The organism is uncultured Gimesia sp., assembly GCF_963976445.1.
In the GTDB taxonomy this organism is placed as follows: domain Bacteria; phylum Planctomycetota; class Planctomycetia; order Planctomycetales; family Planctomycetaceae; genus Gimesia.
In genome coordinates this window covers 161,396-187,754 of the sequence record NZ_CAXBKP010000009.1, presented here as the reverse complement: position 1 = coordinate 187,754, position 26,359 = coordinate 161,396, and the positions used below count along the sequence as shown (strand labels likewise).

20 protein-coding genes are annotated in these 26,359 nt (G+C 49.8%); 14 read left to right on the top strand and 6 right to left on the bottom strand.

The window, feature by feature from the left end; genetic code table 11:
* The first annotated feature begins 204 nt into the window (after positions 1-204).
* Positions 205-333: a hypothetical protein gene (locus AAC022_RS12515; protein ID WP_339731357.1), complete on the top strand. Its 129-nt coding sequence runs from the start codon at positions 205-207 to the stop codon at positions 331-333.
* Between the two features lie 13 nt (positions 334-346).
* On the opposite strand, the gene AAC022_RS12510 is transcribed toward AAC022_RS12515, so the two are convergent.
* Positions 347-538 (bottom strand): hypothetical protein, encoded by a 192-nt coding sequence (locus AAC022_RS12510; RefSeq protein WP_339731355.1) that lies wholly within the window; start codon positions 536-538, stop codon positions 347-349.
* Positions 539-712: 174 nt separating this feature from the next.
* Here AAC022_RS12510 and AAC022_RS12505 point away from each other — a divergent pair, with 174 nt between their 5' ends.
* Positions 713-1,948, top strand: a complete 1,236-nt coding sequence (locus AAC022_RS12505) for a cysteine desulfurase (RefSeq protein ID WP_339731353.1) — start codon at positions 713-715, stop codon at positions 1,946-1,948.
* A 606-nt stretch (positions 1,949-2,554) separates the two neighbouring features.
* On the opposite strand, the gene AAC022_RS12500 is transcribed toward AAC022_RS12505, so the two are convergent.
* Positions 2,555-2,752 carry a cold shock domain-containing protein gene (locus AAC022_RS12500; protein WP_339731352.1) on the bottom strand — a complete coding sequence of 66 codons (198 nt, stop codon included), beginning with the start codon at positions 2,750-2,752 and terminating at the stop codon, positions 2,555-2,557.
* A 549-nt stretch (positions 2,753-3,301) separates the two neighbouring features.
* Here AAC022_RS12500 and AAC022_RS12495 point away from each other — a divergent pair.
* The 6 genes from AAC022_RS12495 to AAC022_RS12470 all read left to right on the top strand — a co-directional run bounded on the left by AAC022_RS12495 (position 3,302) and on the right by AAC022_RS12470 (position 9,819).
* Positions 3,302-4,603: a hypothetical protein gene (locus tag AAC022_RS12495; RefSeq protein WP_339731351.1), complete on the top strand. Its 1,302-nt coding sequence runs from the start codon at positions 3,302-3,304 to the stop codon at positions 4,601-4,603.
* 174 nt (positions 4,604-4,777) lie between these two features.
* The gene (locus AAC022_RS12490) at positions 4,778-5,368 is read left to right on the top strand and encodes a transposase (RefSeq protein ID WP_339731349.1); all 591 of its coding nucleotides are present in this window, start codon (positions 4,778-4,780) and stop codon (positions 5,366-5,368) included.
* Between the two features lie 782 nt (positions 5,369-6,150).
* On the top strand, positions 6,151-7,020 hold the full coding sequence (locus AAC022_RS12485) for a hypothetical protein (protein WP_339731347.1): 870 nt from the start codon (positions 6,151-6,153) through the stop codon (positions 7,018-7,020).
* A 124-nt stretch (positions 7,021-7,144) separates the two neighbouring features.
* A complete protein-coding gene (locus AAC022_RS12480) occupies positions 7,145-8,443 on the top strand; it encodes an MFS transporter (protein ID WP_339731346.1) in 1,299 nt (432 codons plus the stop codon).
* Between the two features lie 204 nt (positions 8,444-8,647).
* Entirely contained in the window at positions 8,648-8,998 is a 351-nt protein-coding gene (locus tag AAC022_RS12475) for a sigma-70 family RNA polymerase sigma factor (protein ID WP_339731475.1), read from the top strand.
* 134 nt (positions 8,999-9,132) lie between these two features.
* The gene (locus AAC022_RS12470) at positions 9,133-9,819 is read left to right on the top strand and encodes a hypothetical protein (protein WP_339731344.1); all 687 of its coding nucleotides are present in this window, start codon (positions 9,133-9,135) and stop codon (positions 9,817-9,819) included.
* 106 nt (positions 9,820-9,925) lie between these two features.
* On the opposite strand, the gene AAC022_RS12465 is transcribed toward AAC022_RS12470, so the two are convergent.
* Complete coding sequence (locus AAC022_RS12465) at positions 9,926-11,623, bottom strand: LamG-like jellyroll fold domain-containing protein (protein WP_339731343.1); 1,698 nt, start codon at positions 11,621-11,623, stop codon at positions 9,926-9,928.
* Positions 11,620-12,159 carry a sigma-70 family RNA polymerase sigma factor gene (locus AAC022_RS12460; protein WP_339731342.1) on the bottom strand — a complete coding sequence of 180 codons (540 nt, stop codon included), beginning with the start codon at positions 12,157-12,159 and terminating at the stop codon, positions 11,620-11,622. The genes AAC022_RS12465 and AAC022_RS12460 overlap by 4 nt, the downstream gene beginning before the upstream one ends.
* Before the next feature lie 347 nt (positions 12,160-12,506).
* Here AAC022_RS12460 and AAC022_RS12455 point away from each other — a divergent pair, with 347 nt between their 5' ends.
* The 4 genes from AAC022_RS12455 to AAC022_RS12440 all read left to right on the top strand — a co-directional run bounded on the left by AAC022_RS12455 (position 12,507) and on the right by AAC022_RS12440 (position 18,534).
* Positions 12,507-13,430 (top strand): DUF1559 domain-containing protein, encoded by a 924-nt coding sequence (locus AAC022_RS12455; RefSeq protein ID WP_339731341.1) that lies wholly within the window; start codon positions 12,507-12,509, stop codon positions 13,428-13,430.
* 73 nt (positions 13,431-13,503) lie between these two features.
* On the top strand, positions 13,504-13,941 hold the full coding sequence (locus AAC022_RS12450; protein WP_339731339.1) for a hypothetical protein: 438 nt from the start codon (positions 13,504-13,506) through the stop codon (positions 13,939-13,941).
* Between the two features lie 163 nt (positions 13,942-14,104).
* Positions 14,105-17,065 carry a PSD1 and planctomycete cytochrome C domain-containing protein gene (locus AAC022_RS12445; RefSeq protein WP_339731338.1) on the top strand — a complete coding sequence of 987 codons (2,961 nt, stop codon included), beginning with the start codon at positions 14,105-14,107 and terminating at the stop codon, positions 17,063-17,065.
* Between the two features lie 20 nt (positions 17,066-17,085).
* The gene (locus AAC022_RS12440; protein WP_339731337.1) at positions 17,086-18,534 is read left to right on the top strand and encodes a DUF1501 domain-containing protein; all 1,449 of its coding nucleotides are present in this window, start codon (positions 17,086-17,088) and stop codon (positions 18,532-18,534) included.
* A gap of 94 nt (positions 18,535-18,628) precedes the next feature.
* Here AAC022_RS12440 and AAC022_RS12435 read toward each other — a convergent pair whose 3' ends face one another.
* Complete coding sequence (locus AAC022_RS12435) at positions 18,629-19,786, bottom strand: DUF1559 domain-containing protein (protein WP_339731336.1); 1,158 nt, start codon at positions 19,784-19,786, stop codon at positions 18,629-18,631.
* Positions 19,787-20,500: 714 nt separating this feature from the next.
* Between AAC022_RS12435 and AAC022_RS12430 the strand changes: the two genes are divergently transcribed.
* Both AAC022_RS12430 and AAC022_RS12425 read left to right on the top strand, forming a co-directional pair.
* Complete coding sequence (locus tag AAC022_RS12430; protein WP_339731334.1) at positions 20,501-23,608, top strand: PSD1 and planctomycete cytochrome C domain-containing protein; 3,108 nt, start codon at positions 20,501-20,503, stop codon at positions 23,606-23,608.
* A gap of 88 nt (positions 23,609-23,696) precedes the next feature.
* On the top strand, positions 23,697-25,130 hold the full coding sequence (locus tag AAC022_RS12425; RefSeq protein ID WP_339731333.1) for a DUF1501 domain-containing protein: 1,434 nt from the start codon (positions 23,697-23,699) through the stop codon (positions 25,128-25,130).
* Positions 25,131-25,201: 71 nt separating this feature from the next.
* Here the strand turns inward: AAC022_RS12425 and AAC022_RS12420 are convergent, their stop codons facing one another.
* A complete protein-coding gene (locus AAC022_RS12420; RefSeq protein ID WP_339731331.1) occupies positions 25,202-26,146 on the bottom strand; it encodes a sugar nucleotide-binding protein in 945 nt (314 codons plus the stop codon).
* Positions 26,147-26,359: the final 213 nt, after the last annotated feature.

Here is a 26,359-nt window from a genome sequence, read left to right as displayed (position 1 = left end):
CTCCTGACCTCAAAAACCGTTCCTGTTCGTGGGCTTTCGAATGACGTTCGTAGAACATCAAAGTAAGTTCGTAGGACTTCACAAGCACTTCCTGAACACTTCATGTCGCAATCTTTGCGGCTCCACTTGCCCCCGTCACGCACTTCCGCATGATCGCATGTTGACAGAAAACTCCCGCGAACCAATGCTAAGGAACGAACACGCATGGCAACACCAGACACTCCCAAAAGAAAGACCAGCAGTGAAGCCGCCAAACAGAAACTGCTGGATTGGATAAACCAAATTATAGGCATGGGAAGTTTCTCCTCTGAACTCAAAGCGTATGTCGCATAAAAAAGACAATCTCTCACAAAGTTCGGTGAGTCGCGATCACAAACGAGTCTATCTGATAGAACCCAGGCCCCATAGCTGAAGACCCATCAGTGCCACGCATTGACCAGGGAATGAACATGCAGCCTCCCAGCGGTGTCTTGTAAAGAAACACACCATACGCGCAGACAAAGACCTGCAGATACAAGCCAAAAAGCGGCTTTTTCACGAAACCCTTTTCATGAGCCGGTTTCGTGCTAGAATCCCTTATGAATCACAATTTTATTATAAAAACACATTCCATGATTTCAGTAGGCCCCGTCTTTTAAATAGATTCGGTCCCCAGGGATCTGGTAACGCAACAGAAACCCCGAACGCGGGCTCTAATCTGAAACAGACAAATATGACCGCCAATATCACATCAATTCGAAAAGATTTTCCCATCCTGAATTCGAAGCTTCCCAACGGGCAGCCCCTCGTTTATCTGGACAGCGGTGCTTCCGCGCAGCATCCCAAATCGGTCATCAATAAAATTTCGGAGATTTACGAGCACTATTACTCCAACGTGCATCGCGGCGTTCATCAACTGGGAGACCGCGTGACTTCGGAAATGGAAGCGTCTCGAGCGCGCATCCAATCCTTCATCGGCGCCAGTGCACCGGAAGAAATCATTTTCACATCCGGCACCACCATGTCCATCAATCTGATTGCCCAGACCTGGGGCCGCCACTTCCTTAAAGGGGGCGACGAAATCATTCTGAATGAAATGGAACATCATGCCAACTTCGTTCCCTGGCAGGCCATCGCCAAAGAACGCGGCGCAGTTCTCAAATTCATTCAACTGACACCCGACGGACGCCTCGATCAGGAACACTATCAATGCCTGCTCTCTCCCAAAACAAAACTCGTCGCCGTCACCGGCATGTCGAATGTGCTGGGCACAGTGAATCCGATCAAAGAAATGGCACACCGCGCGCATGAAGTCGGCGCCCTGATTTTTGTGGATGGCGCGCAAAGTGTACCGCACATGCCGGTCAATGTCGTCGAAAGTGAAATCGACTTCCTCGCTTTTTCCGGACACAAACTATTCGGCCCGTCCGGCATTGGCGTCTTATACGGCCGCAAAGCACTCCTCGAAAATATTCCCCCCTTTCTGTTTGGCGGGAATATGATTTCCGAAGTGCATCGCGAAGAATCACACTGGGCCAAACTTCCGGCGCGATTTGAAGCCGGCACACCTGCCATTACCGAGGCCATCGCTCTGGGCACCGCGATCGACTATGTCACCGAGCTCGGCTTCGATGCAATTCAGCAACAGGAATACATCCTTAGTCAACATGCACTGCAGAGACTGCAGGAAGTTCCCGGCTTACAGATTTATGGCCCACAGGATCTTGAACACCGGGGCGCGATTTTCAGTTTTAACATCGACGGCGCACACCCCGAAGATTTAGCCACACTGCTCGATCGAAAAGGCATCGCCGTCAGGCACGGCCATCATTGCACCATGCCTTTGCACCAGCATTTAAACATCGCCGCGAGTGTCCGCGCCAGCCTCGCTTTCTACAACACCACCGATGAAATCGATGCACTCATCGACGCCATCGAGTTTGCCAGAAAACGACTCCGCCTCGCATAAGCTGAAGAACAGGCAATCGATCCACTCAAATTATCCCCACTGGCATACGCTCCCGTGAACTACCGCTCGGCTTATCCGACGGTGCTAGTCCGATAACAGAGAAACCGTCCCTACCCGTGTTGTCGTAGGGTGCGGACCCGTGTGTCCGCCCGCAGAGTTCAGGTGGAATGCATGGCTGACGTGCGCAGGTTCGATCTGGACCCATTTGCAGAACAATACAGAGTTGCGTTTCGCAAGGCGGGCAGACACACAGGTACTGCCCCTACATTTAAATAATTAGGCAACCCCGAATTATATCCAAACCCACCTCCGGTTTCGTGTGTTTCGTGGTAGAAAATCAACCTGTCAAAGATATCATTCTAGATCCGCAAATCGAACACTGGATAAGCCCCCCGTGTGCCACCGCTCGGCTTGTCCGACGGTGCTCGTTCGAAAACAGAGAAACCGTTCCTACCCCTATCGATCCAGAGACCGGACAAAGATGTTTGCGTCTTACAATCCACACTTTAGCCGATAAAAGTTGATCTGGAAATTTCACTCAGCGCATAAAAACAGCCGACGTTTTTGCGTCGGCTATTTTTGTGTTTCAAGTTTGCACGTGAAACTTCAGACCAGTTTCACATTTTCTGCTCGTGGTCCCTTTTCCCCGCGTCCTTCTGTGAAGGTAACGCGTTGTCCTTCATAGAGCTCTTCAAATGACACGCCTTCCAGGTTTGACGAGTGGAAGAACAAGTCTTTGCCACTTTCAGTGTCGATGAACCCAAATCCCTTTTGTGTCACTTTCTTGATTGTACCTTCAGCCATCTTCTGTTCCGATTCCTAAAAAATAAAAAATGCAACGTCTCCCGAAACAACTAGTTCAGGCCGCTCAGCTGCAAGAGTTAATTTTAGCGTGACGAAATAATAAAACAAGCAGAGTGAACAAGAATCGCCTGTTTTTAAACGAATTCTTACTCGATTATCGGCAGAATTTGCCTGTTTTCCAGAGTCAACACCACTTTTGAAAAATTTTCACAATCTCCTCTATTTCTGACTTTAACAGCATCCTTTCCGGTTTACCCAGAGAGAAATTCCACACATAGGCATCACGTGTTGAAATATATGTGTCAAACCGAACACAATTCGGGCCGCGAATAGCCAGCAGGAGGTGACAAAAGGGTCGAATAAGTAACTAAACTCCACCCAACTTGCCTGCTCGAAGAGTCCCCATTGACCCAACCCTCTTAGAAACCACTGAAACACCACCTAAAGACCGACAACATCACAATAAACTACTTGACAATTGTACCCAAGCACCGCACTATAAAGAGAGTGATGCCTTTTCTCTTGCTCCAATCCAGAAAGCGAGTACTCATGCTGGTTCCTCGCCCTGTTTCTATTTTTCATCTGACAACCACGCTCTTTGTCCTCCTGCTGCTACTGGCATGGCATGCCCCGGCTGTAGAAGCACAAAAACGCTCGGCCCGACTCAATGCCAAACCCGCAACGACGGTCGAAGCAGCCGCCATGGAATTTGCCCTTTCAGCCGATGAAATCGACCAGCTCATTGGGAAAAAAGCAGACGTCCTCACCACCAATGGCAAACAGGAACAGAATGTCGAAATCACGCGTTTCTTAACAGGCCGCGATAAGAGCCAGATCAAATCAATGGAAATCAAAGCCGAGAATGCCCGCCGCGGCAAACGGCTGTTCGCCACCCGACTCGTAGAGATGACGGTTGACGACAAGACCTATTTTTTCAAGTATCTCCCCTCTCTCAAAGCAGCCACCATTGAAGACCAGACAAAAAAGAACGCCGCGATCAAGGACAAACTTCGATCGTCCAACGAACAGTTCTGGGAAGAAATCGACGAAGAAGAGCAGTCAAAGCACGTCGATGAATACAAAACATTTCTGACTAAAGTCGGAGAACACTTCAGCACGCTCAACATGAAGTTTTATGAAACAAAATATTTCCTGTTTTACACCGACATGCCCGCCAAACAGGTCGCCCCCTATCTCATTCAACTCGACAAGATGAATGAACTACTCGGCCAGTCGTTCGGCTTCAAGCCCGGCCACAACATCTGGCGCGGCAAAGCCGTCATCGTGGCCTTTATGGGAAAACCTGCGTTTCTGGAATTCGAACAGCAGTTTTATAACCGTACCGAAACGGGCAACGCGATCGGCCTCTGTCATTCGCACGGCAACGGCAAGGTGATTGTCTCCTGCTACCGCGGCAACGATCCGAACTTCTTCGGTGCCGTCCTGGTCCACGAAACCGCCCACGGCTACATTCACCGTTATAAGAGCACGGTCTCTATTCCAACCTGGATCAACGAAGGCATCGCCGACTGGATCGCGATGCTCATTGTCCCTTCTTCCAAAGAAGTCCGCTTCCGGCAAATCGAAGCCGCCGCCCGCTTGAGGCAGATGCAGACCTTCGGCGGTCAGTTCTTCAATTCCGACCGACTCGAAGGCTGGCAATACGGCTCCGCCAGCGCCATTATTCAACTCATGCTCAAAGCCAACCCGGAACAATTCAAACTCTTCTTCAACGGCATCAAAGAAGGCCTCACCTGGCAAGACAGCCTGCAACGCGCTTATGGTTTAAATATCGAACAACTCAGCCAGGCCTACGGCCAATCCATCGGCATCCCCCTGCTGACACCCTGAGAAATGTGCGTGTGAAAGATAGAATTAATCTCCAAAGAGAATGGCGGACGTGTGCCAAGGTCAGCAAATTACTGTTCAATAAATGAACAACAAACGATCTAATATAGAGGCAGCGTGTGCCACTGTCGGCTGGCCCGACAGTGGCGGTATAAATGTTCCAACAGGTTAAAAAACATGCCGCCACACAGAAAACAGATCAAACATTACCATGAACCCGGGGACTGCCATGAGCTGACGTTTTCTTGTTTTGATAGAAGGCCATTACTAACAAACCCGGCTTGGAAAAACATGTTGTGTCAGTCGATTGACCGGGCATTGGTCCGTTATGAGTTCCATCTGATAGCCTTCGTGATCATGCCAGAACATTTACATTTACTCGTCTATCCAACAACACACGAATGTAAAATCGATCGGTTACTAGCTGCCATCAAACGTCCGTTTTCCTATCGGATAAAAGAACTACTGAAAGAGCAACAGAACCCGTTATTGAAAGATCTGACAATCCGATCCCGACCGGGAAAAACGGCCTTTCGGTTCTGGTTAGAAGGCCCGGGGTTCGATCGTAACTTCTTTTCAAAGAAGGCCGTTGAAGCAGCAGTCAATTATCTCCACTTCAATCCGGTGAATCGAAATCTGGTTACAGAATGCCGAGAGTGGAAATGGTCAAGTGCCCGTTGGTATGAAAGTAACGGCGAAATAATCGACTCCGACCTGCCAACGATTCATGGTCTTCCCTGGGAATTCTTTGATCAAACGAAACAGTGATGTTAGAGTATCGGAAGCCTGTAACAAACACTGTCGGACCAGCCGACAGTGGCACACAGTGAGGTTAAAAAACAAATGCAGGCAAACCCCAATTGACAGCACAGCTAATAACCGAGTTCACACTTTTAGCTTGTCCGTACGGCTTATCTATCTTCTGGTTAGCATTGTTTTGGGGATTGACTGAATTCCTGTGATACCTTCATGCTATCGTTTCCGTTCGATGAATTTGTATCTGACACTTTACCTTTGCTTCACCTACTGCCTGATAATAATCGAAACAGACAAGAAATAAAAACACAAAGTTGAATCACAAAACGATCTATCTATGTAAGAAACCAACAAACATAACAGCTCCCGTGTACCACTTGTCGGCTTGTCCGACAGTGCTGAGCTATGAGATCACAAAGTCAATACAGGACCATTAGGCAATGACCAAACCCGATCAAACATCAAGGTCCTGGTTTAGCTTACGACGTTTCTGTATTTTCATACTTTTGGTCGCTTCTTTTTGTACTGCTCCACTAGTAATCCAACGTTTTCAGTCCCTGAGATTAACAAGAACCATTGGGAACCAAGGGGGCGAAGTCTCTTTTCGCGTCAGTCCATTGACTGGGCCTGATTTTTACATTTCACCAAATCTGGAACCTCTTATTCGCCCCATTCGGCATATTTCGACTACAAGTTCTGATGTCTTAAAGGTCAACGATCAATTCATCGACTCTCTGGGAAACCAAACCAAGCTCGCTTCTCTTTACCTGGGAACAGAGAAGCACCCAACGAAAATGTCTGATCATAGTCTGATTACATTAACTCAGTATCCACTAAGCACAATCATCATCACAGGCGGAAATTTCACTGACAAAGGCGTGAATGAAATCGTAAACATTTCGACCTTGGAATATCTCGGATTACATCACTTAAAAATCACCGGAGCGCAATTTCACACTGCATCCCATTTAAAAAAACTACAATTCCTGGATCTCTCCCATACTAAAATCACGAACCGGGGTCTAGAAAAACTATCCGCCATTCCCAATCTGATCTATCTCAATCTAAGTCACACCTGTGTGAACAGTGCCGGTCTGCCACATATTCTGAATTTTCAAAAGCTGCGTCGACTGAACATCAACAACTTGCCCCTCAGTCCTGAATCAATATCCTGTCTGGCAAAAATGAAGAAACTGTATGCTCTCAGTCTGCAGGGAGCGTCAATCACTGATGCATTGATCGAACAGTTATCACAGGCAAAACAGATCACACACCTGACATTGATCGATACGAGGTTGACAGATCGGGGACTAATCTCTCTGGGAAACATGACGAACCTGGAACATTTACAGATCAAGAATTCAGCCATTACTGATGCCGGCTTAGAGTATCTTAAAACTCTGAAGAAATTAGAGTACCTTGACCTCTCAGAAAACCAACTGACACATGTGGGCCTGAAATACCTGTCGACTTTGGAAAACCTGGAAATTCTCTATATGGCAGATACCGAATTAACAGATTCCGCAAAAGATAGCCCCTTACAAATTCCCCAGCTCAAAGATATCTGGGTCTATGGCACAAAAATGTCAGCAGCAGGCATTAAATCTCTGCGGAATGCGGGCATCGAAGTCTATACAGATCAGCCCAAATACAGTTCGCACTGAAATGAGAATGCCCAGTATTCCTAATCTCACCTCAGAATTTTACATTCTCAATAGCGTTCTATTTCCCAATTTTCTAAACTAACCACACGAAAAACTCATCGTACCATCAAGGAAGATCGTATCCATGTCTGTAGAGGCAGAAGAAGTAGAGAACACAGCACCCGGCAACAAAAATATTCGGGTTCTGGCGGCAGGCTTCATTGGTAATATTCTCGAATGGTACGACTTCGCTGTTTACGGTTTCTTTGCCCCGACGCTGGGTAAACTTTTTTTCCCTTCTGATAACCCCACCACGTCTTTAATCGCCGCCTTCGGTGCCTTTGCCGCGGGCTTTTTGATGCGGCCCGTGGGCGCCGTATTGTTCGGACATATCGGCGATCGACTCGGACGGAAAAAAGCACTCACGCTCTCAGTGATGATGATGGCCGTCCCCACGCTGCTGGTCGGCGTGTTACCCACGCATGCACAAATTGGTGTCTCTGCTGCGGTTCTGATGGTCATCCTGCGTATGATTCAGGGAGTTTCCGTAGGTGGGGAATATACCAGTTCGTTCGTGTTTCTCGTCGAACATGCACCACCACACCGCCGCGCCTTTTTTGGATCGTGGAGTATGATCGGTGCCACCTGCGGTATTCTGCTGGGATCGGCCGTGGGTGCTTTAATCAATACGTTCACAACCAACGAACAACTACTGGAATGGGGTTGGCGCATCCCCTTTCTGTCCGGAGTTCTGGTCGCCTTCGTGGGTTACTTCATCCGGCACGGCATCCCCGAACAACCTCTCTCCAAAGAACTGGTAGAGCAGGAAGCGTATTCGCCGCTCAAAGAGGCGTTTGCCAGTCATAAAAAAGAATTGTTGCAATCAGCCGGTCTGAATATGATGAATGCCGTCACGTTTTACACGGTCTTCATTTATCTCTCAACCTGGCTCGTCGAAGAAGTCGGCGAGGACCGCGCCGAAGCACTCGACATCAACACCATCAGCATGGCGGCGTTAACGCTGTTTGTTCCCCTGGTTGCGATTCTAGCCGATAAATTTGGTCGCAAACCATTCCTGCTGATCGGGTCCGCCGGTGTCGCTCTGCTATCGCCAACGCTGCTCGGTTTAATGCACCATCACAATTTCGCTCTGATTCTCACCGGGCAAATTGGCTTTGCTTTGCTCATCGCCTGCTTTGCCGGTGCCATACCGGCTACGATTACCGAACTCTTCAAACGTGGCGTCCGTGTGAGTGCCGCCAGTGTCAGTTATAATCTGCCATTCGCCCTCTTCGGAGGCACCGCACCAATGGTCGCTGCCTGGCTGGTAAAAGCCACGGGCAACCCGCTCGCAATCGCCTGGTACCTCTCCGCCATCGCTGCCATCACATTTTTCATCGCACTCACCGTCAAAGAAACCAACGGGAACTCGTTGGATGAGTGAGTTACCAGGTTCATGCTTGAGCGAGTAGAAAATGAGCCGGTGAAAGCGCCGTTACAGGTCCCGGATCAACGGTTTTGACCGGATCGATTGCATTGAGAGTTGCGGCTTAAAATTGCCCTCTCAAGCCACGCAAGTTGAAGAAACGACGAGAGTGTACAAGCCACTTCTTTTCTTTTTACGCCCTCAGGCGGTCTCCATCGGCATATAATTGAATGCCAGGGACAACTTTACAGTTATATTTTGTCGTTGACTGGTAACAGTGATATTGCGCGCGATCTGCTGCAAGAAACGAATAAAACCATCCTGGAGAAGGTCGCGGATTACACTCCGGGGAGTTCTTTTTCTGCCTGGGCCTCCAAAATCGCTTTTTTCAAAGTCCTGTCTTTCCGCCGAGACAGCCAGCGAGAATCGACACTGTTCAGCGTCGAGAAACTCCGTGAGATCTCAGAAAAAACATTATCAAAAAATCATGACTACGATCGACGCCTGGATTCCCTGTTTCACTGTCTTGAACAGTTGCCCGACGACAAACAAAAACTGTTGAAGCAGCGATAGGAAGAAGAACTGACACTGGAAGAACTGGCCAGCTTCTGGGGACGGACTTACAACGCCACGGCAGCGTTATTGTATCGGGTGCGATTAACCCTAATGGATTATGTGAATAAATCCCTTAGGCTGGAGCGGCAGACATGAACGACTCTCAGCCAGACAAGAACCATCTGCAAGGGGATGAGTTGGGGAAGATGATTTCTCTCCATCTGGATAGTCGCATTACAGATGAACAATTTGCCCAATTACAATACACGCTCGAAGTGGATGAATCTGCCAGAGACTTTTACATCGCGTTCATTTCAACACATGCACGACTTGAGCAAAGCCTTAAGAATACCTTCTCGATTAAAAACCAGGCTCATCTTTCAGATAAAGATCTGCTGAATGAACTTTCTATAGCGACTCCGCGCCCCTCAAGACGGATCTACTTCACACTTCTGGGAGTTCCTCTCGTCACCTTACTTATCATTTGCGTCTTGATCATCACGCGCGTTCCTCCAAGTTATGCGACGGTTTCCGATGCGCATCAGGCCAAAATCAGTCAAAAGCAACAGCTTAGCATTGGGAACAGACTGGAAACTCAAGCGTCCTACACGCTGGAACGTGGTCATCTCGAACTCCTGTTTAATCAGAATACCATGGGCGCCAAGCTGGGACCGCATCAGGTGTTTATCACGACGTACCGGGAATTTGATCACCAGTCGGACCCCAATCAAAAAGCGTCCCCGGAACTATCGCCCGCAAAATATCATTCCAAAAGTGAATTAACGACAACGGTAAAAGCGGGAGACAATCAGATCCCATTCGATCTCGAATCGAAATAACCAAAGTGTCAGCGACGGTGTGGTATTGACGGCCAGTCGACAGTACCACACGGCCGCAAGGAGAGTGAGCCTCTCATCGTTGGCACAAAGCCAGCACACAGCCGGTTCACAGCACCGGCTCGCCAGTCTCGGCGGCGAATTTCATTTTCTCGCCTTTATTGAGCAGCACATTGCCGCCTAGCTTTTCCTGCAGTACGAATTTGCTCAACTGCCCGTCGAAGTAATCTTTGCCTGCTTGCACATTCGCATAATGTGTGGCAACTGTCGATGGGGCCAGTGCATAATCGTAAAAGGCAACTTCATCAATGATGCCGGTGAAGGGTTCTCGTCCCACAAAGGTATCGAAGCGTTCTGAAATCAAATTTCCAATCACCGCCGGTTTGGAACCGCCACTGATGATCATCGTCCCCACTGGAAAACGATGAGTCATTCGCAGCTTTCCATCAACGTAAATCGCCTTCACTCCGGTCCAGCCGTTATACGTCGCGACGATGTGATGCGGTTTGCCATCTCGCAGTTCTTCTATTGTCGGGCGGCCCTCTTTGCCATCTAAAGGCATATCCAGTTCGCTGTAGCCCATGCCTGACAAAAACAATCCAAACGACAGACAGGGGCCAGGTTCAACCGTGGGAATTTGCGTGATGCCGGCTTTATCATCATCCTGAAAGCTGAGCAGAATCCGATAGCTACCATCTTCCTTCCGAAAGATTTCATCATAGTCAAACGGACGTTTTTTTTGAGTCACATCAGGAGCTTGCCACTCCGAAACAACCAGGGCTTCGACGGTGATGCCGGTCGAGACCGAATAAGCGCCGGTACCCACTTCTTTACCGCCCCCGTTTCCCAGCAGTATGCTCGCATCGGGCCGGTTATTAAATCGTACGGCTCCCTTGCCGACTAAACCCCGAACTCGCTTCGCATTCTTCCCGGCACGTATCGAACGATTTCCAATCGTGTCCGTTAACGGCTCCGCTTCAGGTTGATCGAAAGTCCAGAAAAAACGGGGCAGGCGGCCGCGCGGCTTCACTTCTACCTGACCATCCAGCACATGCACGTACGTCTCAGCCGCCTCATTCACACTGACTTCGTATTCTGTCCCCCGGTCAACAACTTCAACACTAGGCGTCTCTAATGTGAAAGCACCCGTTCCGTTTGTTCGCCGCGCCGACAACGTGCCGGAAAAGAGCGTTCCCTGGTCCTTACGTTCCATTCCAAACAGAGCAGGGCTCTCAACAGAAATATCAGCCCCCCCCGAAAAAGCGAACTCTACATTTCCCGATGTCACCTTTACCGTCCCTGGCTGAAAATGATGCGTCAACGCGGGAGATTTACCGAGCAGTTCCCATGTCGCCATCGCCACTTCAGAAAGTATCGCTACTTCATCCGGAGGAGCCGTGTTGTCATCGAAATAATATTGCGACGGCTCCTCGGCAACCTGGCGCGGTGCATCCTCTTGCTCAGGTGTTTTAAACAACAGAAACAGACCAATCGACAGCAAACAAACCACCAGACAGAGTGTCTGTGTGATCGGCGGTCGTAGCGATCTTTGCGCTGTCACGCGCGCGGCATGCTGTTGATTCACCGATTTCTCAATCGCCGCCGAAGAGAGCAGTTCACCCGAAGTCACTGCACTGGCTAAACCGATATGCAGAAAGACATAATCCAGATAATCCTGACGATATTCGGGATGGTCCAGCAGCAGACGTTCCAGCGTCTCCATCTCGGATTCCGTAATGATTCCCGAACACTGCGCGTCGGCCAGTTCCCATATTTGCTCTGGAATAGAGTGCTCTGGTTCGGTCATGAAGACACCTCACTGGAAAGACGACGGTTCACACAATCAATTAATGCTTTCCTGATTTTTTTGATCGTTTTATAAATCGCATGCGAGGAACATTTCCAGCGGTCTGCCACGGTGGCCGCCGTTTCCTGTTCCCCGTAATAGGCATCAATCAGTTCTCGCTCACGGCTGCTTAATTTCTGCAGACACTGCGTCAGCGCCAACTGCCGCTGGCTCTGTTCTTCGATCATACTCGAAACATCTTTCGCTAGCTCGGTCACCAGACTGTCGCTGAAGATCAAACGCTTGTTCTGGTACTTCCGGCGATATTTTCGCACCTGATTAAAGGCAATGCCATATGCCCAGTTTAAAAAACTGCGATCCTGATCATATTCAGGGAATTCCTTCCATAGGATTACGCATGTTTCTTGAAAGATGTCTTCCGCAGCAGCCACATCCAGCACCAGCGCCAGGATATAACCATAAATTTTGCGGTCATCCCGGGAGAACAGCCGGAAAAATTCTTCGCTCATGACCGGATTATTTAGATGCTCACTCATGTCGAAGTTAAGTCTATCAATACCAGGACGTTGGAGGGAATCATATCGGGGAAGAAATCAGCGCAGCAGAGGACACAGTACGTCTCCTCTATAGTATGTGGCGCGAATCACTCCAGATTGGTACCCAAAAATGTGCGATTTGCAAAAAAAACAACGAAAACTCAAAACGGATGGTACTAATTCAAAAATCAGCGCGCCATATACTTAATGAGGGCGCGCTTTGGTTCACCCCTGATCCCGCTCCTCACGATAGAACACTGTTGATGTACGCTTAAAAACAACCGAGGAGTCTTTTTCTAAATATTAATTACTTACTTTTTATTTCAGGTTCAGACCAGGGAGAACGAATGTTAGTCGCTCACAAACAAGACCGTCACCCACGTTCCGCGTTTACATTAATCGAACTACTGGTGGTGATTGCCATCATCGCCATTTTAATTGCACTGTTACTCCCGGCAGTGCAACAGGCACGCGAAGCGGCCCGCCGCAGCACCTGCAAAAACAATCTGAAACAACTGGGGCTGGCTCTGCATAACTATCACGAAACACACCGCCTGTTTCCTCCTGGCATGATTTATCGCGTTGTCACTCCTTCCTCTCCTTCCGGAAAACGCACTCCGTTTTGCCTGCATTTGCTGCCGTACATCGATCAGGCCAATATCTACAATCTGTACGATCACGATCAAAACTGGCACGCCACCGTGCATGATCCCCAACCCGCAGGTAACGGCGTGCGACTGGTTCCGATTCCCGTATGGCAATGCCCCACCGACCGTGAAGCGATCTGGAGTTCGAATCCCGATGGCAGTATTCGTGGTAACTATGCGGTCAACTGGGGGCGGGGAACCTTCGGCAATCAAATCGAACCCTCTCCCTTTAGAAATACCTTCGGAGCCAAAATGCGGGACATTACCGATGGCTCAAGTAATACACTGGCAATGATGGAAATGCTCAAACCTGAGACCGGCGCTGATGACTATCGCGCCTGGATCTGGAATGATGAACCGGAATCGGTTGTGATGACACGCGTCGGCCCAAACAGTTCTGCCCCCGATCTGGTAACACATTGTGTTTCCGAAGCCGGTCGCCTGCCTTGCACTGGCGGGATTTCGGGAGGTAACCGAAGTAACGCATCTCGCAGTCTGCACGTTGGCGGCGTACACGCGCTGTTGTGCGATGGTGCCGTACGATTTATTTCAGAAAACATCGACCTTGGCACCTGGCAGAGTCTAAGCAGCATGAGTGGCGGCGAAGTGATCGGTGAGTTTTAAACTGCGACATTGTTACATCTCCAACACAACCAGATATGTTGTGCACAGTAGCTTGATAAAAAAGGTGATTTCAGTGCGTATTACGAATTCGATCCGATTAACTTTCTGTACTATTCTGTTTTGCCTGACTGGGCTGCTTTGCCTGACTGGTTGTGGGAAGAGCGATGCCTTCGAGAGAACTCAAGTCGAAGGCATGGTAACCCTCAACGGAGAACCAGTAAATCAGGGAGTCATCACCTTCATCCCTGAAGGGAAAGGCGCCGCTGCAGGAACAAATATCGAATCAGGAAAATTTGTCATTCCCAAAGAAACAGGCCCCAGCCCCGGAGAGTATCGAGTCGAAATCGATTCGAGTGTTCCCACGGGCAAACAGATTCTGGAAACCGATGGCGAAACCATGGTGGACGAATTTGAAAATGGCATCCCGCCCCGTTTCAACCGTCAGACTGAACTGAAAGTCACTCTAAAAACAGGCAATAATCAACAGTTATTTGATCTGGAAACAGAGTAGACACTTTTTTTCAAACAGATAAACCAGAAACTGACTTATCGGTTATAATCGGTTACACAAAAACAAGAGGCATTCCGACTCACGTTCTGCCTATTAATTCTCCCACTCAGAGAGAAAAAGAAAAGCGAATATGTTTTTTTTCACCAAACGGATTTTCATACCCATGCCACTGTTTTTAGTGATGTTCTGTGTGCACTCCGTGACAACGGCGTCCACAGCAGATTTTCCATTTGAAAAACAGGTGGCACCGATTCTGCAAAAACACTGCATTGAATGCCATAACGACAGCACCCGAGACGGCGGCCTTTCACTGGAGAGTCAGAGCAGTACCCTCAAAGGGGGCGAAAGTGGAAACGTGCTGGTAGCAGGTAAGCCGGACGAAAGTTCGCTGCTGGATTATGTCATCGGCCCCGAACCGGAAATGCCCAAAAAAGGAAAGCCATTATCCAAAGCAGAAATTGAAACACTTAAACAGTGGATCAAAGCGGGCGCCCCTTGGCCAGAGGGCACGCGAATTCGCGAAGCCCAGCTTTCGCAAACCGACTGGTGGTCGTTCCAGCCATTACAACAGCCGGCTGTCCCCTCACTCTCAGCAGAAAATCAAAAACTGGTCCACACTCCCGTCGACGCCTTTCTACTCGCCAAGCTACAAGAGAAGAAGCTCTCCTTCTCCCCGGTTGTCGACCGCCGCACATTGATCCGTCGCCTCTATTTCGATCTGATCGGACTCCCCCCGTCACCCGCGGAAATCTCAATATTCGTTAACGATCCAAATCCACGTGCCTATGAAAGGCTCGTCGATCAACTCCTGGCATCGCCCCGCTACGGCGAACGCTGGGCCCGCCATTGGCTTGACATCGTGCATTACGGCGACACACATGGCTACGATAAAGACAAGCTTCGTGAAAACGCCTGGCCGTATCGAGACTATGTCATTCGTGCCCTGAACGAGGATAAACCTTACTCGGAATTTATTCAGGAACAGCTCGCCGGCGATGTCATCAAACCCTATTCGACCGACGGCATCCCCGCGACCGGCTTTGTTGTCGCCGGCCCGTTTGACTGGGTGGGACAAATTGAAATCAACGAAAAGCTGATTGAGAAAAAAATCACTCGCAATCTTGATCGCGACGACATGGTCGCAACGGTGATGAATACCACCGTCAGCCTGACAGTCCAATGCGCCCGCTGTCACAACCACAAATTCGATCCGATCGCCCAAGAAGACTATTATAGCTTACAAGCTGTTTTTGCCGGCATCGACCGAGCCGAACGGGAATACGACCCGGATCCCCAGACAGCAGACAGACGCAAGCAACTCCTGGCGGCGCAAACCACAACCCAACGCGAGTATCAAAAACTCGTCGATTTGATCAAGACACGCGGTGGAAAAACACTGACGACACTAGACACAAAGATCGCACAGGCTCTCAAAGTCAAACAGGGCCAAGGCGACAAATATGGCTATCACAGCCGAATTGAAAAAACGGACAAAACCCCGAAATGGGTGCAACTCAACTTCAAGCAGCCAGTCACCGCAGATCAGATCACGCTCTACGCCGCCTATGATGATTTTAATAACATCGGCGCGGGCTTTGGTTTTCCCAGGCGGTTCAAACTGGAAATTTCGGACACAGCAAATTTCAAAACATCCAAAACTCTCATCGCCGATCAGACACAAGCAAATTTTCCCAATCCGCTAACCCGGCTCGTCAAATTTGATCTGAAAGGCCAGAGCTTTCAATACCTGAGAATGACGGCCACAAAACTCACTCCCCGCTCGAACGATTTCATGTTTGCACTGGGCGAAATCAAAGTCCTCAATTCAGAAGGTAAGAACCTCGCTACACAAGCAACGGTTACCACCCTCGATTCCATCGAAGCACCGCCCCGATGGTCCCGTAAAAATGTCATTGACGGCGACTATTATCAAAGTCCTGATTCCAACACAGACCTCGCACAATTGCAATCGAAACGCAATCAACTGATCGCCAGCCTAACGACACCTGAAGAAAAAAACACGCTGTTGCAGCGCAGTCTCAAGTTAAAGCAGATCAAAAAGAATCTGAACCAACTTCCCGCGCGTCATAAGGTGTTCGCTGCAGCCACGCATTTTTCCCGACAGGGAAATTTCAAACCGACCGAAGGGGAACCACGGCCCGTGTTTCTGCTCAGTCGTGGCAGTGAAAAAGCCCCCATGAAAGAAGTTCAACCGGCAACCTTAAACCTGATCAAAGGGCTTCCAGGTAAATTCCAACTTGAAGACGCAAATAACGAAGGTGCCCGCAGGCTTGCATTAGCACAATGGATCACCCGCCGCGAGAATCCGCTTACCTGGCGTTCGATTGTGAACCGGGTCTGGCAATATCATTTCGGGAAAGCCATCGTTGATACACCCAACGACTTTGGGAAAATGGGCTCGCTCCCTACACATCCTGAACTGCTCGACTATCTCGCCAGCCGATTTCGTGACGAAGGACAATCGCTCAAAAAATTACACCGTATGCTGGTCTTGAGTACTGCGTATCAGCAATCATCACGCTCCCATGAACAAGGTAATCTAATCGACGGCGATAACCGCCTGCTCTGGCGAATGAACCGCCGCAAACTGGAAGCCGAGGCGATTCGCGATGCGGCCCTGCAAGTTAGCGGAAAACTGGACCTCACCATGTACGGCCCGGGAGACCGGTTGTTTGTATTGGAAAAACCACAACACTCGCCGCACTATTTATACGAAAAGTTTGATCCTGCGAAAGCCAAATCACTACGACGCTCGATCTACCGCTTTGTGGTCCGCTCGGTCCCCGACCCGTTCATGGAGTCGCTGGATTGTGCCGATCCTTCACAGATCACCCCCAAGCGTATCCCGACTCTCACTGCGCTGCAGGCACTCTCCCTGTTGAATGATCAATTCATGGTGAGCATGTCTGAGTTCTACGCGCAAAAAGTCCAGACCGAAGCAGCAGACCTGCCGGCGCAGATCAAGCTGGCTTTCGAAACCGCATTAGGCCGGACGCCGAATGCAGCAGAACTACAGATATTGCAGAGCATTGGTAAACAGCATGGCATGAAAAATGTCTGTCGCCTGATCTTCAACAGTAATGAATTTATCTTTATCGATTAATCAATACAGAAAGTGATCTCATGGATCGTCGTGAGTTTTTAATGTCGGCAGGAGGAGGACTGGGGGGGATCGCTCTGGCGTCTCTACTGGAGAACGATCAACTCCTGGCCGCTGCGCCAACCACAACACAGACACTACATCACCCGCCGCGTGCCAAACGAGTCATTCAACTTTATATGTCGGGCGCCGCCAGTCAATGTGACACATTCGACTATAAACCCGAACTGATTAAAGAGAATGGCAACGCCTGGGATCCCGGCGAACAGGTGCAGTTGTTTCAATCGTCTCCGGGTAAAACTATGCAGGCTCCCTGGAAATGGAAGCAATATGGCGAATCGGGAAAATGGCTCAACGAATGTGTCGCACCGCTGGGTGACTGCGTCGACGATATGGCATTCGTTCACAATATGGTCAGCAAGTCAAACGTGCACGGGCCCGCCACCTTTATGCAGGCCACCGGGTTCATTCTGCCCGGTTTCCCTGGCATGGGTGCCTGGATCAGCTACGGGCTCGGCAGTCTCACCGATAACTTGCCCACGTTTGTTGTGCTACCAGACCCGCGCGGCTTCGCTCCCAATGGTGCTGCCAACTGGTCGGCCGGTTTTTTACCTGCCAGCAATCAGGGAACCATGATCCGCCCGAATTCAGAGACACCCATTTCCAATTTATTCCCTCCCAAAAACGATTTCATCACCCGCCAAAGCGATCGTGACGTCCTGGCTGCCTTAAAACAGTTAAATCAACGCCACGAACAGGAACGCGCAGGAGATTCACGACTCAACGCGCGAATTCAGTCCTACGAACTGGCTGCCAAAATGCAGTTGCAGGCGCCCCAAGTACTCGACCTTTCGAATGAAACCAAAAGCACGCTGAACATGTACGGGTTGAACTCAACCGACTTTGAAGTGCAGGAAGGCATCAGTGAAGCCGCCGAAATCGCGTACTTTGGTAGAAACTGCCTGGTCGCCCGGCGTCTACTGGAACAGGGTGTGCGGTTTGTACAAATCTGGTCGGGAGCAGACAACGGCCATCCCCGCCGCAATTGGGATTCGCATGAAGATATCAAACGCGATCACTGGCCATTAGGTCGCGGCATGTCTATCGGAGCGTCTGCCTTGATTAAAGATCTCAAGCAGCGTGGCATGCTGGATGATACGATTATTTTATGGACCACGGAATTTGGCAGAATGCCCTGTAGCCAGGGCAGCAAAGGCCGCGATCATAATCCGTTTGTGTTTACCAACTGGCTGTCGGGCGGTGGTATTAAAGGGGGTACAACTTATGGCGAATCAGATCAATGGTCCTTCAAACCCGCCGATCCCGCTAATCCGACGATGTGCTATGACGTGCATGCCACGATCCTGCACCAGTTGGGAATCGATCATGAAAAACTGACCTTCCGACACAACGGCATTGATCGCCGTCTGACCGATGTGCACGGGCATGTCATCAAAGACATCATTTCATAACCAATGGCTGTTGAATGTAAACGAAAAAACGAGTGGCCGGTTTAACACCAGCCACTCGCCATTTACTTGTCTTTCAGTAGAAGTTAGACTTGGATTATTCGAAGTTGCCTTTGGTCAACTGAGCATCAAGCCAGGGGCCGGAGAAGACTTCGGAAGGACGCAGTTCCACAGTCGCATCTGTGTGACCTGATCCACCTGAAGCGGAACCTGTGAAACCTGGGTTCAGGAAGCCGTCACCATTCAGGTCAACGACAGCCTTCACGCTACCGTCAGCCATCAGGATGTTGCAAATCTTGTTACGGCCACGACCGTGCCATGCATACCAGTCGCGAGAATCCTGCAGCCACAGAATACCATCAGTTCCAGGAGTTCCAGCACGATTCGGATCTGGCAGCTCAACAGGGATCGCACCAACAACGTTGGTACCGGCAGGCATCAGATCGATGGCACCACCTGATCCAGCAGATGGATTCCAGAAAGCAGGTCCATCGTTGAAGGACTCAGCCAATCGTTCGCCAGAATCTAGAAATCCTGGAATGGAGTGAGACAAAACAGCTTCGCCCACATCACCAGGAGCACCACACCCCATGAAGGGAATAGCTGAAGAAGAAACCCGAGAAGAATCCAGACGACGAATTGTCAGAGGACCTAAGCTACCGCCAAAACCTTTTAAGCCAGATGCAGTAACACCAGCACTGGTTTTTGCACCAGAGCGAACCAGGAACCAGCTGGACGCATAGTTTGTTCCATAACCGTCTTCCAGCAGTTTCGCAACTTGTAGAATACGAGGATCTGTACCTTCTGTTCCTGAAGTCCATGTAGCACAGACACCTTCCAACAGACGAGCTGGTGGGGCATTGTCTTTATTACTGGTATTTGCCACACCGATCATGTCGTTCAGTTTTTCAGAACCCAACAGTGTGGAAGAAGGGCACAGCATCTTCTGAGGAAGACCAGCACCACTGTTCACCATGTCGGCAACCCAACCCCAAGTGTCAGGACATCCGTCACGACGGAAGTCATAAGCACCCGTGCAGTACCGTCCGCTAGGATCGGTCGCAGCGAAGGCATGCATGGAGAGACCGAACTGACGCAAGTTACTTTTGCACTGTGAAGAACGTGCTGATTCACGAGCTGCGAAGACTGCGGGAATCAATAGAGCTGCTAACAAGGCGATGATCGAAATCACTACCAAAAGTTCGATCAGCGTAAAACCTGATCGTTTGACATTACGAGAACGCGACTTTTTCATTTTGTTTCCTGTTGTTTTAAAAGAGTTTGACGGATACGCGAACAATGAAGGCTAAAAACAAATTACTTGTGTAAGAAAACAGGTCATCCCCATCAGCTTGACTTTTGATGTATGATTCTGATCTGTCCCCCCCTGAAACTCACTTCTTCTTTTCACCTCTGGATTGAATTCAATCTGTTACGTTGTCTTGAAGTTTTCGTTGCCGGCTGAAATCTTCAATTGGGAGTACGATATCGTGTGAATGTGAAGTTATTTCCGCCCGATCCATTAAGAACACATGAATAATGCGTAGCAATATTGATCAAACAGGGGCTTTTGTTATGGTTTAATAAACATACGGCAAAGATTTCGCGCAAATCTTCACAATTATGTCGCGTTATTTATTGAGCCCACGAAAGACAAAACTTGAATTTCCCATGTCGCCGCCCCTATAATAAACAAGAGACAATGCCAGGCAGCCTACCCACCTTTGCCTGGCTTAAGTCACCTGCTCAATTAGACTTACAATATGATTGAGCTACCCCACTTTGGGTAAAGTGGCGGACCGGTATTCACTCGTGTTTGGTTTTGAGATTCGTAAATCATTCCGATTAACAGAAAATCCGGGTTTGCAGTTGCTTTGATAAGACTCAATAGTCCGTCAATCACCGCCTCGTTTCTTTCTTCATCACGGTATTGATTTCCCGATCTCAGCGGTTGACCGAAAGAAGAATTATGGTCGTTCGAACGTGCTCATTTTTGTTACTCTGCCTGATCGCTTCCGCTGCGTTCCTGTTTCAAAATGCGTCTGCAGAAACAGAAAAAACAACGCAGATTGATTTTGATTTTGCAACTGATATTCGCCCACTGTTATCTGATGCCTGCTTCTCCTGTCATGGCCCCGATGAAGAACACCGCGAAGCAGAGCTGCGATTAGATTTAAAAGAAAGTGTCTTCGGTGCGCACGACGGACACGCACTGATTGTGCCGGGGAAACCAGACGAAAGTTTGATCTACCAGCGGATGATTACTGCTGATGAAGACGAGCGAATGCCCCCCGTGGATTCCGGCAAAAAACTCTCCACGTCAGACATAGAAAAAATTCGGAAGTGGATTGCCGCCGGTGCCCCCTGGGCTTCTCACTGGGCCTTTCAACCTCCCGAGAAACCAGCACTGCCTAACGTCAAACAAAAGCAGCTCGTTCAAAATCCAATCGACGCATTTGTGCTCGAAAAACTGGAACAGCAGCAGCTGACATTCTCTAAACCCGCAGATCGAATTACTCTCCTGAGGCGACTGAGTCTGGACCTGACAGGCTTGCCGCCAAGTATTCAGGAAGTCGATCAATTCCTCAACGACAAAGCGCCCAACGCTTATGAAAAGCAGGTCAAACGGCTGCTCGCTTCCCCCCATTACGGCGAACGCTGGGGACGCATCTGGCTGGACGCCGCCCGCTATGCCGATTCCAACGGCTATGAAAAAGACGCACCACGCGAAGTCTGGCTCTATCGCGATTGGGTCATTGACGCGTTCAATCAGAACATGCCTTATGACCAGTTTATACTCGAACAAATCGCCGGCGACCTGTTGCCGAACGCGACTCAAGACCAGCAAATTGCCACCGGCTTCATGCGGAATTCGATGTTGAATGAAGAAGGGGGCATCGACCCCGAAGAGTTTCGCATGACAGCCATGTTCGACCGGATGGATACCATCGGCAAAAGCGTGCTGGGGCTCACACTACAATGCGGTCAATGCCACACACACAAGTACGACCCCCTGACTCAGGAGAACTATTATCAGATCTTTGCCTGTATCAATAATTCGTATGAAGCCAGCATTCGCGGCTATACCGATGAAGAACAACACAAACGCCAGGCACTCTTGAAGAAAATCAACGCCATCGAACAGGCACTCAAAGCCAAGCTGCCCGACTGGTCTGCAAAAATGGCCGCCTGGGAACAGACAGTCCAGCACAACCAACCTGAGTGGACCGTATTGAAGCTTACGAATACCGACAGTAACTCACAGCGTTATTTCGAACAGCCCGATCATTCGATGCTGGCACAAGGTTATGCACCATCTAAATTCACGTCCAATTTTGAAGCCACCGTGGATGCTTCTGAACTCAAAGCCCTCCGCCTCGAACTTTTGAATCACCCCAACCTGCCCGCGGGCGGCCCTGGTCGATCGATTGAAGGCTTGTGTGCTTTGACCGATATCAAACTCACAGTCATCAATCCAAAAGATCCCAAGCAAACGACCAGCGTGAAATTCTCTAAAGCCACCGCTGACTTCAGCAATGAACGACAGCAGCTGCCACCAAAATACGCTGATCAAAAGGGAGTCCGCGGGTTTACGGGCCCCGTCGCTTATGCCATCGACGGCGATAATACTACTGCCTGGGGCATTGATGTCGGCCCCGGACGATTCAATCAGCCACGCGAAGCCGTCTTCCGCGCCGACAAACCTTTCGGCTATCCGGAAGGCACGAAATTAAAAATCAGTCTGGTGCAAATGCACGGCGGCTGGAACAGCGACGATAATCAGACCATGAATCTGGGACGCTTCCGAATTTCCTGCAGCAGTGCGGATAATGCCAAGGTTGATCCGGTTCCCGATCCGATCAGACAGATCCTGCAGATTCCCCACACCAAACGTACGCCAGAACAACAGAACCAACTCTTCAGCTATTGGCGAACCACAGTCCCCGAATGGAGCGCAGAAAACAACGAAATCGAAGCTCTCTGGAAACAGCACCCACAAGGGGCAACCCAGCTGGTGTACCAGGAACGTCCTGATCCACGGTCGACACATCTACTCGATCGCGGCGACTTTCTTAAAAAGAAACAAGTTGTCCAGCCGGGAGTCCCCGACTTTTTGAATCGCTTGCCCCAGGATGCTCCTGTGAACCGCCTGACGTTTGCCCGCTGGCTCGTCGATCGCAAATCACCCACCACCGCTCGCGCCATCGTAAACCGTGTCTGGCAGGCGTATTTCGGCAAAGGCATCGTCAGCACCAGCGAAGACCTCGGTTCACAAGGCGCTGCTCCTACTCACCGAAAACTGCTGGACTGGATGTCCGTCTGGTTTATGGATCAGGGTTGGGATTTGAAAAAACTACACACTCTGATCGTGACCTCGCGCACCTATCAGCAATCTTCAAAAGTCAGCCCGGAACTGTATGCGAAAGATCCGTACAACCGGTTCTTCGCACGCGGCCCCCGTTATCGTGTCGATGCAGAACTCGTCCGCGATATCGCACTGAGAGCCAGTGGCCTGCTCAATCCCAAAGTAGGAGGCCCATCCGTGTATCCGCCATCACCCGCGTTTCTATACCAGAAACCGGCCAGCTACGGGCCCAAAACCTGGATCGAAGCTGAGGATGACAATCGTTACCGCCGCGCCATTTATACGTTCCGCTTCCGCTCGGTTCCCTATCCGATGCTGCAAGCATTTGATGCCCCCAACGGCGATATTTCTACCGTCAAACGGACCCGTTCCAACACGCCCTTGCAGGCTTTGACAACACTCAATGAAACGCTGTTTATGGAATGTGCCACCGGCCTGGCGGAAACCACACTGACTCAACAGGTCGCTACAGACGAACAACGCATTGAAACCGCCTTTCGAAATTGTGTTTCCCGTTTTCCCTCCGCGTCTGAAAAACAGTTGTTGAGCCAGTTCCTGACAAAACAACGCACCTATTTTGCAGACCATCCGGAAGAAGCCAAACAGCTTGCCGCTCATAATAAAACGAAAACGAATACTACCGATTTCGCAGCCTGGGTCGCTTTGTCTCGCGTCCTACTCAATATGGATGAAACGATTACCAAAGAATAACCGCAGAAAAATCACCGGCAGAAAAAGAGAGACTGCCCTCTCAATAGCAGCCTTCTTTTTACGTCTTCGATAAAGCAGGTAAAATATCATGAATCAAGATCAACACCCGGCCCATCCCATCGCACGCCGCTGGTTTCTGCAACAATGCGGCGTTGGAGCGGGAGCGATCGCCCTACAGCAGATGTTACAGGAATCCGGATACGCGGCCCCCACAAAAACCGGCGATATCCAAGATCCCTTAGCGCCTAGAAAGCCTCACCATCCGCCCAAAGCGAAAAATATTATCTTCCTGTTTATGGGCGGGGGCCCCAGCCATCTGGAACTATTCGATAACAAACCGGTCTTAGGGAAATTTGATGGTAAATTGCCCCCCGAAGAACTTCTCAAAGGCTATCGTGCCGCGTTTATTGATCCCAACTCCAAATTCCTCGGCCCCAAATTCAAATTTGCCAAACATGGACAATGTGGTGCGGAACTCTCGGAAATCCTGCCGCATCTGTCCGAAGTCGTCGATGACATTGCCATCGTCAAAAGTATGAAAACTGACGCCTTCAATCATGCCCCCGCACAAATCCAGGCGTTAACCGGTTCACAACTCTTCGGCAAACCCAGCCTGGGTGCCTGGACCATCTATGGACTGGGCAGCGAATCGAAAAACCTGCCCGGTTTTGTCGTTTTCAGTTCGGGAAATAAAGGTCCCAGTGGCGGTAACTCCTGCTGGGGCAGCGGCTTTCTACCGACCGTACATCAGGGAGTCATGTTCCGCGGCGGACAGGAACCCGTGCTCTATCTCAAAAATCCTCCCGGCGTCTCTGAGCATTTACAGCGAGATTCGCTCGATACCTTAAAAGCGTTAAACCAGAATCGTCTTGAGCAGGTCGGCGATCCTGAAATCGCCACCCGGATCAATTCCTTCGAAATGGCTTACCGCATGCAGTCCAGCGCACCGGATGTGATGGATATTACCCAGGAAACAAAACAGACCCTCGAAATGTACGGTGCTGAGCCTGGCAAAAGTTCCTTTGCGAATAACTGCCTGCTCGCGCGCCGGCTCGTTGAACGAGGCGTACGCTGTATCCAATTATTCCATGAATCCTGGGACCAGCATGGCGGTCTTGTCGGCGGCTTGAAAAATAACTGCAAAGCCACTGACCAGGCATCAGCGGCGTTAATTAAAGACCTCAAACAGCGTGGCCTGCTCAAAGATACGCTGGTTGTATGGGGCGGCGAATTCGGACGCACGCCGATGGTGCAAGGGGGCAATGACGGCCGCGACCATCACCCCAATGCCTTTACCATGTGGCTGGCAGGCGGCGGCATCAAAGGAGGCACGACTATCGGCCGCTCGGATGATTTCGGATTTAATGTCATCGAAGACGAAGTCCCCGTTCATGACCTGCATGCGACTATTTTGCATCTACTGGGATTGAATCCCCACCGGCTCTCATTCCGTTTCCAGGGACTCGATCAACGTTTAATCGGCGTCAATCCAGCGAAAATCGTCAAGAAAATCCTGGCCTGAATACTCAGCACTCAAAAAAAACCCCTTGTGCGAACACGCAAGGGGTTTTTATTTTATGTTGGTTAATTGCTTTAAGCGGCAATTTCCTGCTCGTATTGTCGAACAGGTGCATCGTTCAGGCGATTCAGAAAACCGTTGTGCTGTTGATCAAACAGTCGTTGTAATCCATCATCCAGCATCGGCATTGAAATACTCAAGGCACGACGAATTTTGCGGGTGTGCAGCGAAGTCTCACCATTGGCAAAGCCAGTGGTGCGTTCATTCAACACGGTTGCTCGAGGCAACACGGGAACAGTCAGACCAAATGTGGTCGCCAGTCGTTGTACGAATTCCACAGGGCTAATTCGTTCGCCGCCTGCGACATGGAAGATGCCTGTCAATCGTTCCTGATAGGCATGTTCAATAATCGCAGCCAGATCCGTCGCTAACAGCGGTGTCGCATGTCGATAACAGTCGAGCTTCGAATAGCTGCCTGCTTCTAACGTTTGTACCAGATTCTCAATCTCGCCTGCCCCATAAGTCGCGGGGTTCCAGCCAAAGACATTGGTTCTGATAATCAGTGTATTGTCACACAGGCTGACTTCGCGTTCGATGGCACGAAGCAACTCTGCTTGCTCACTTTCACACTGTCCCTGGCAGTCCTCTTCATGGAACATCCAAGGGCCAGTAAAAATGGCATCAGAAGAGATGTGTGTAAATCGGGCCGAGTGCAATTCCGCTGCATTCACCCAGTTCCGAACCGCCACCACAGGATCTTTTGTGGCGAATTTTTCAGGATCGATAGACCAGGCAGAGTGAGCAGCGATGCCACAATAAACGACCCACTGTGGACGAACCAGAGACAACCAATGCTCGGCTGTCTCGACATCATCTTCCAGATAAGTATGAGTTTCGCATCCCTGGATGGAAACCGGTGTCGTTGAAGTCAATCCTACAACCCGATATCGACTGGATAAGCAGGTTGCAATATTTGCTCCGGCAACCGTATCAAGTCCAATAACCAGAACTGTTTCCACGCCGCGCCTCCATGCTATGACGTTGTTGTTATATCAGTCAGTACATTGTTCTTTCTTTGATATTCCAAACAGTATGCCTGTTTCTTTTTCAACAGGATCACGACTCGGAAATCAAACTCGCAAAACAATCCATTCGTTTCGCGAGGGGCGGATTATAGATGGCATTCCTGATTTTCACCAACCCCAATTTAAAAGAGAATTTCAAAACCTTGT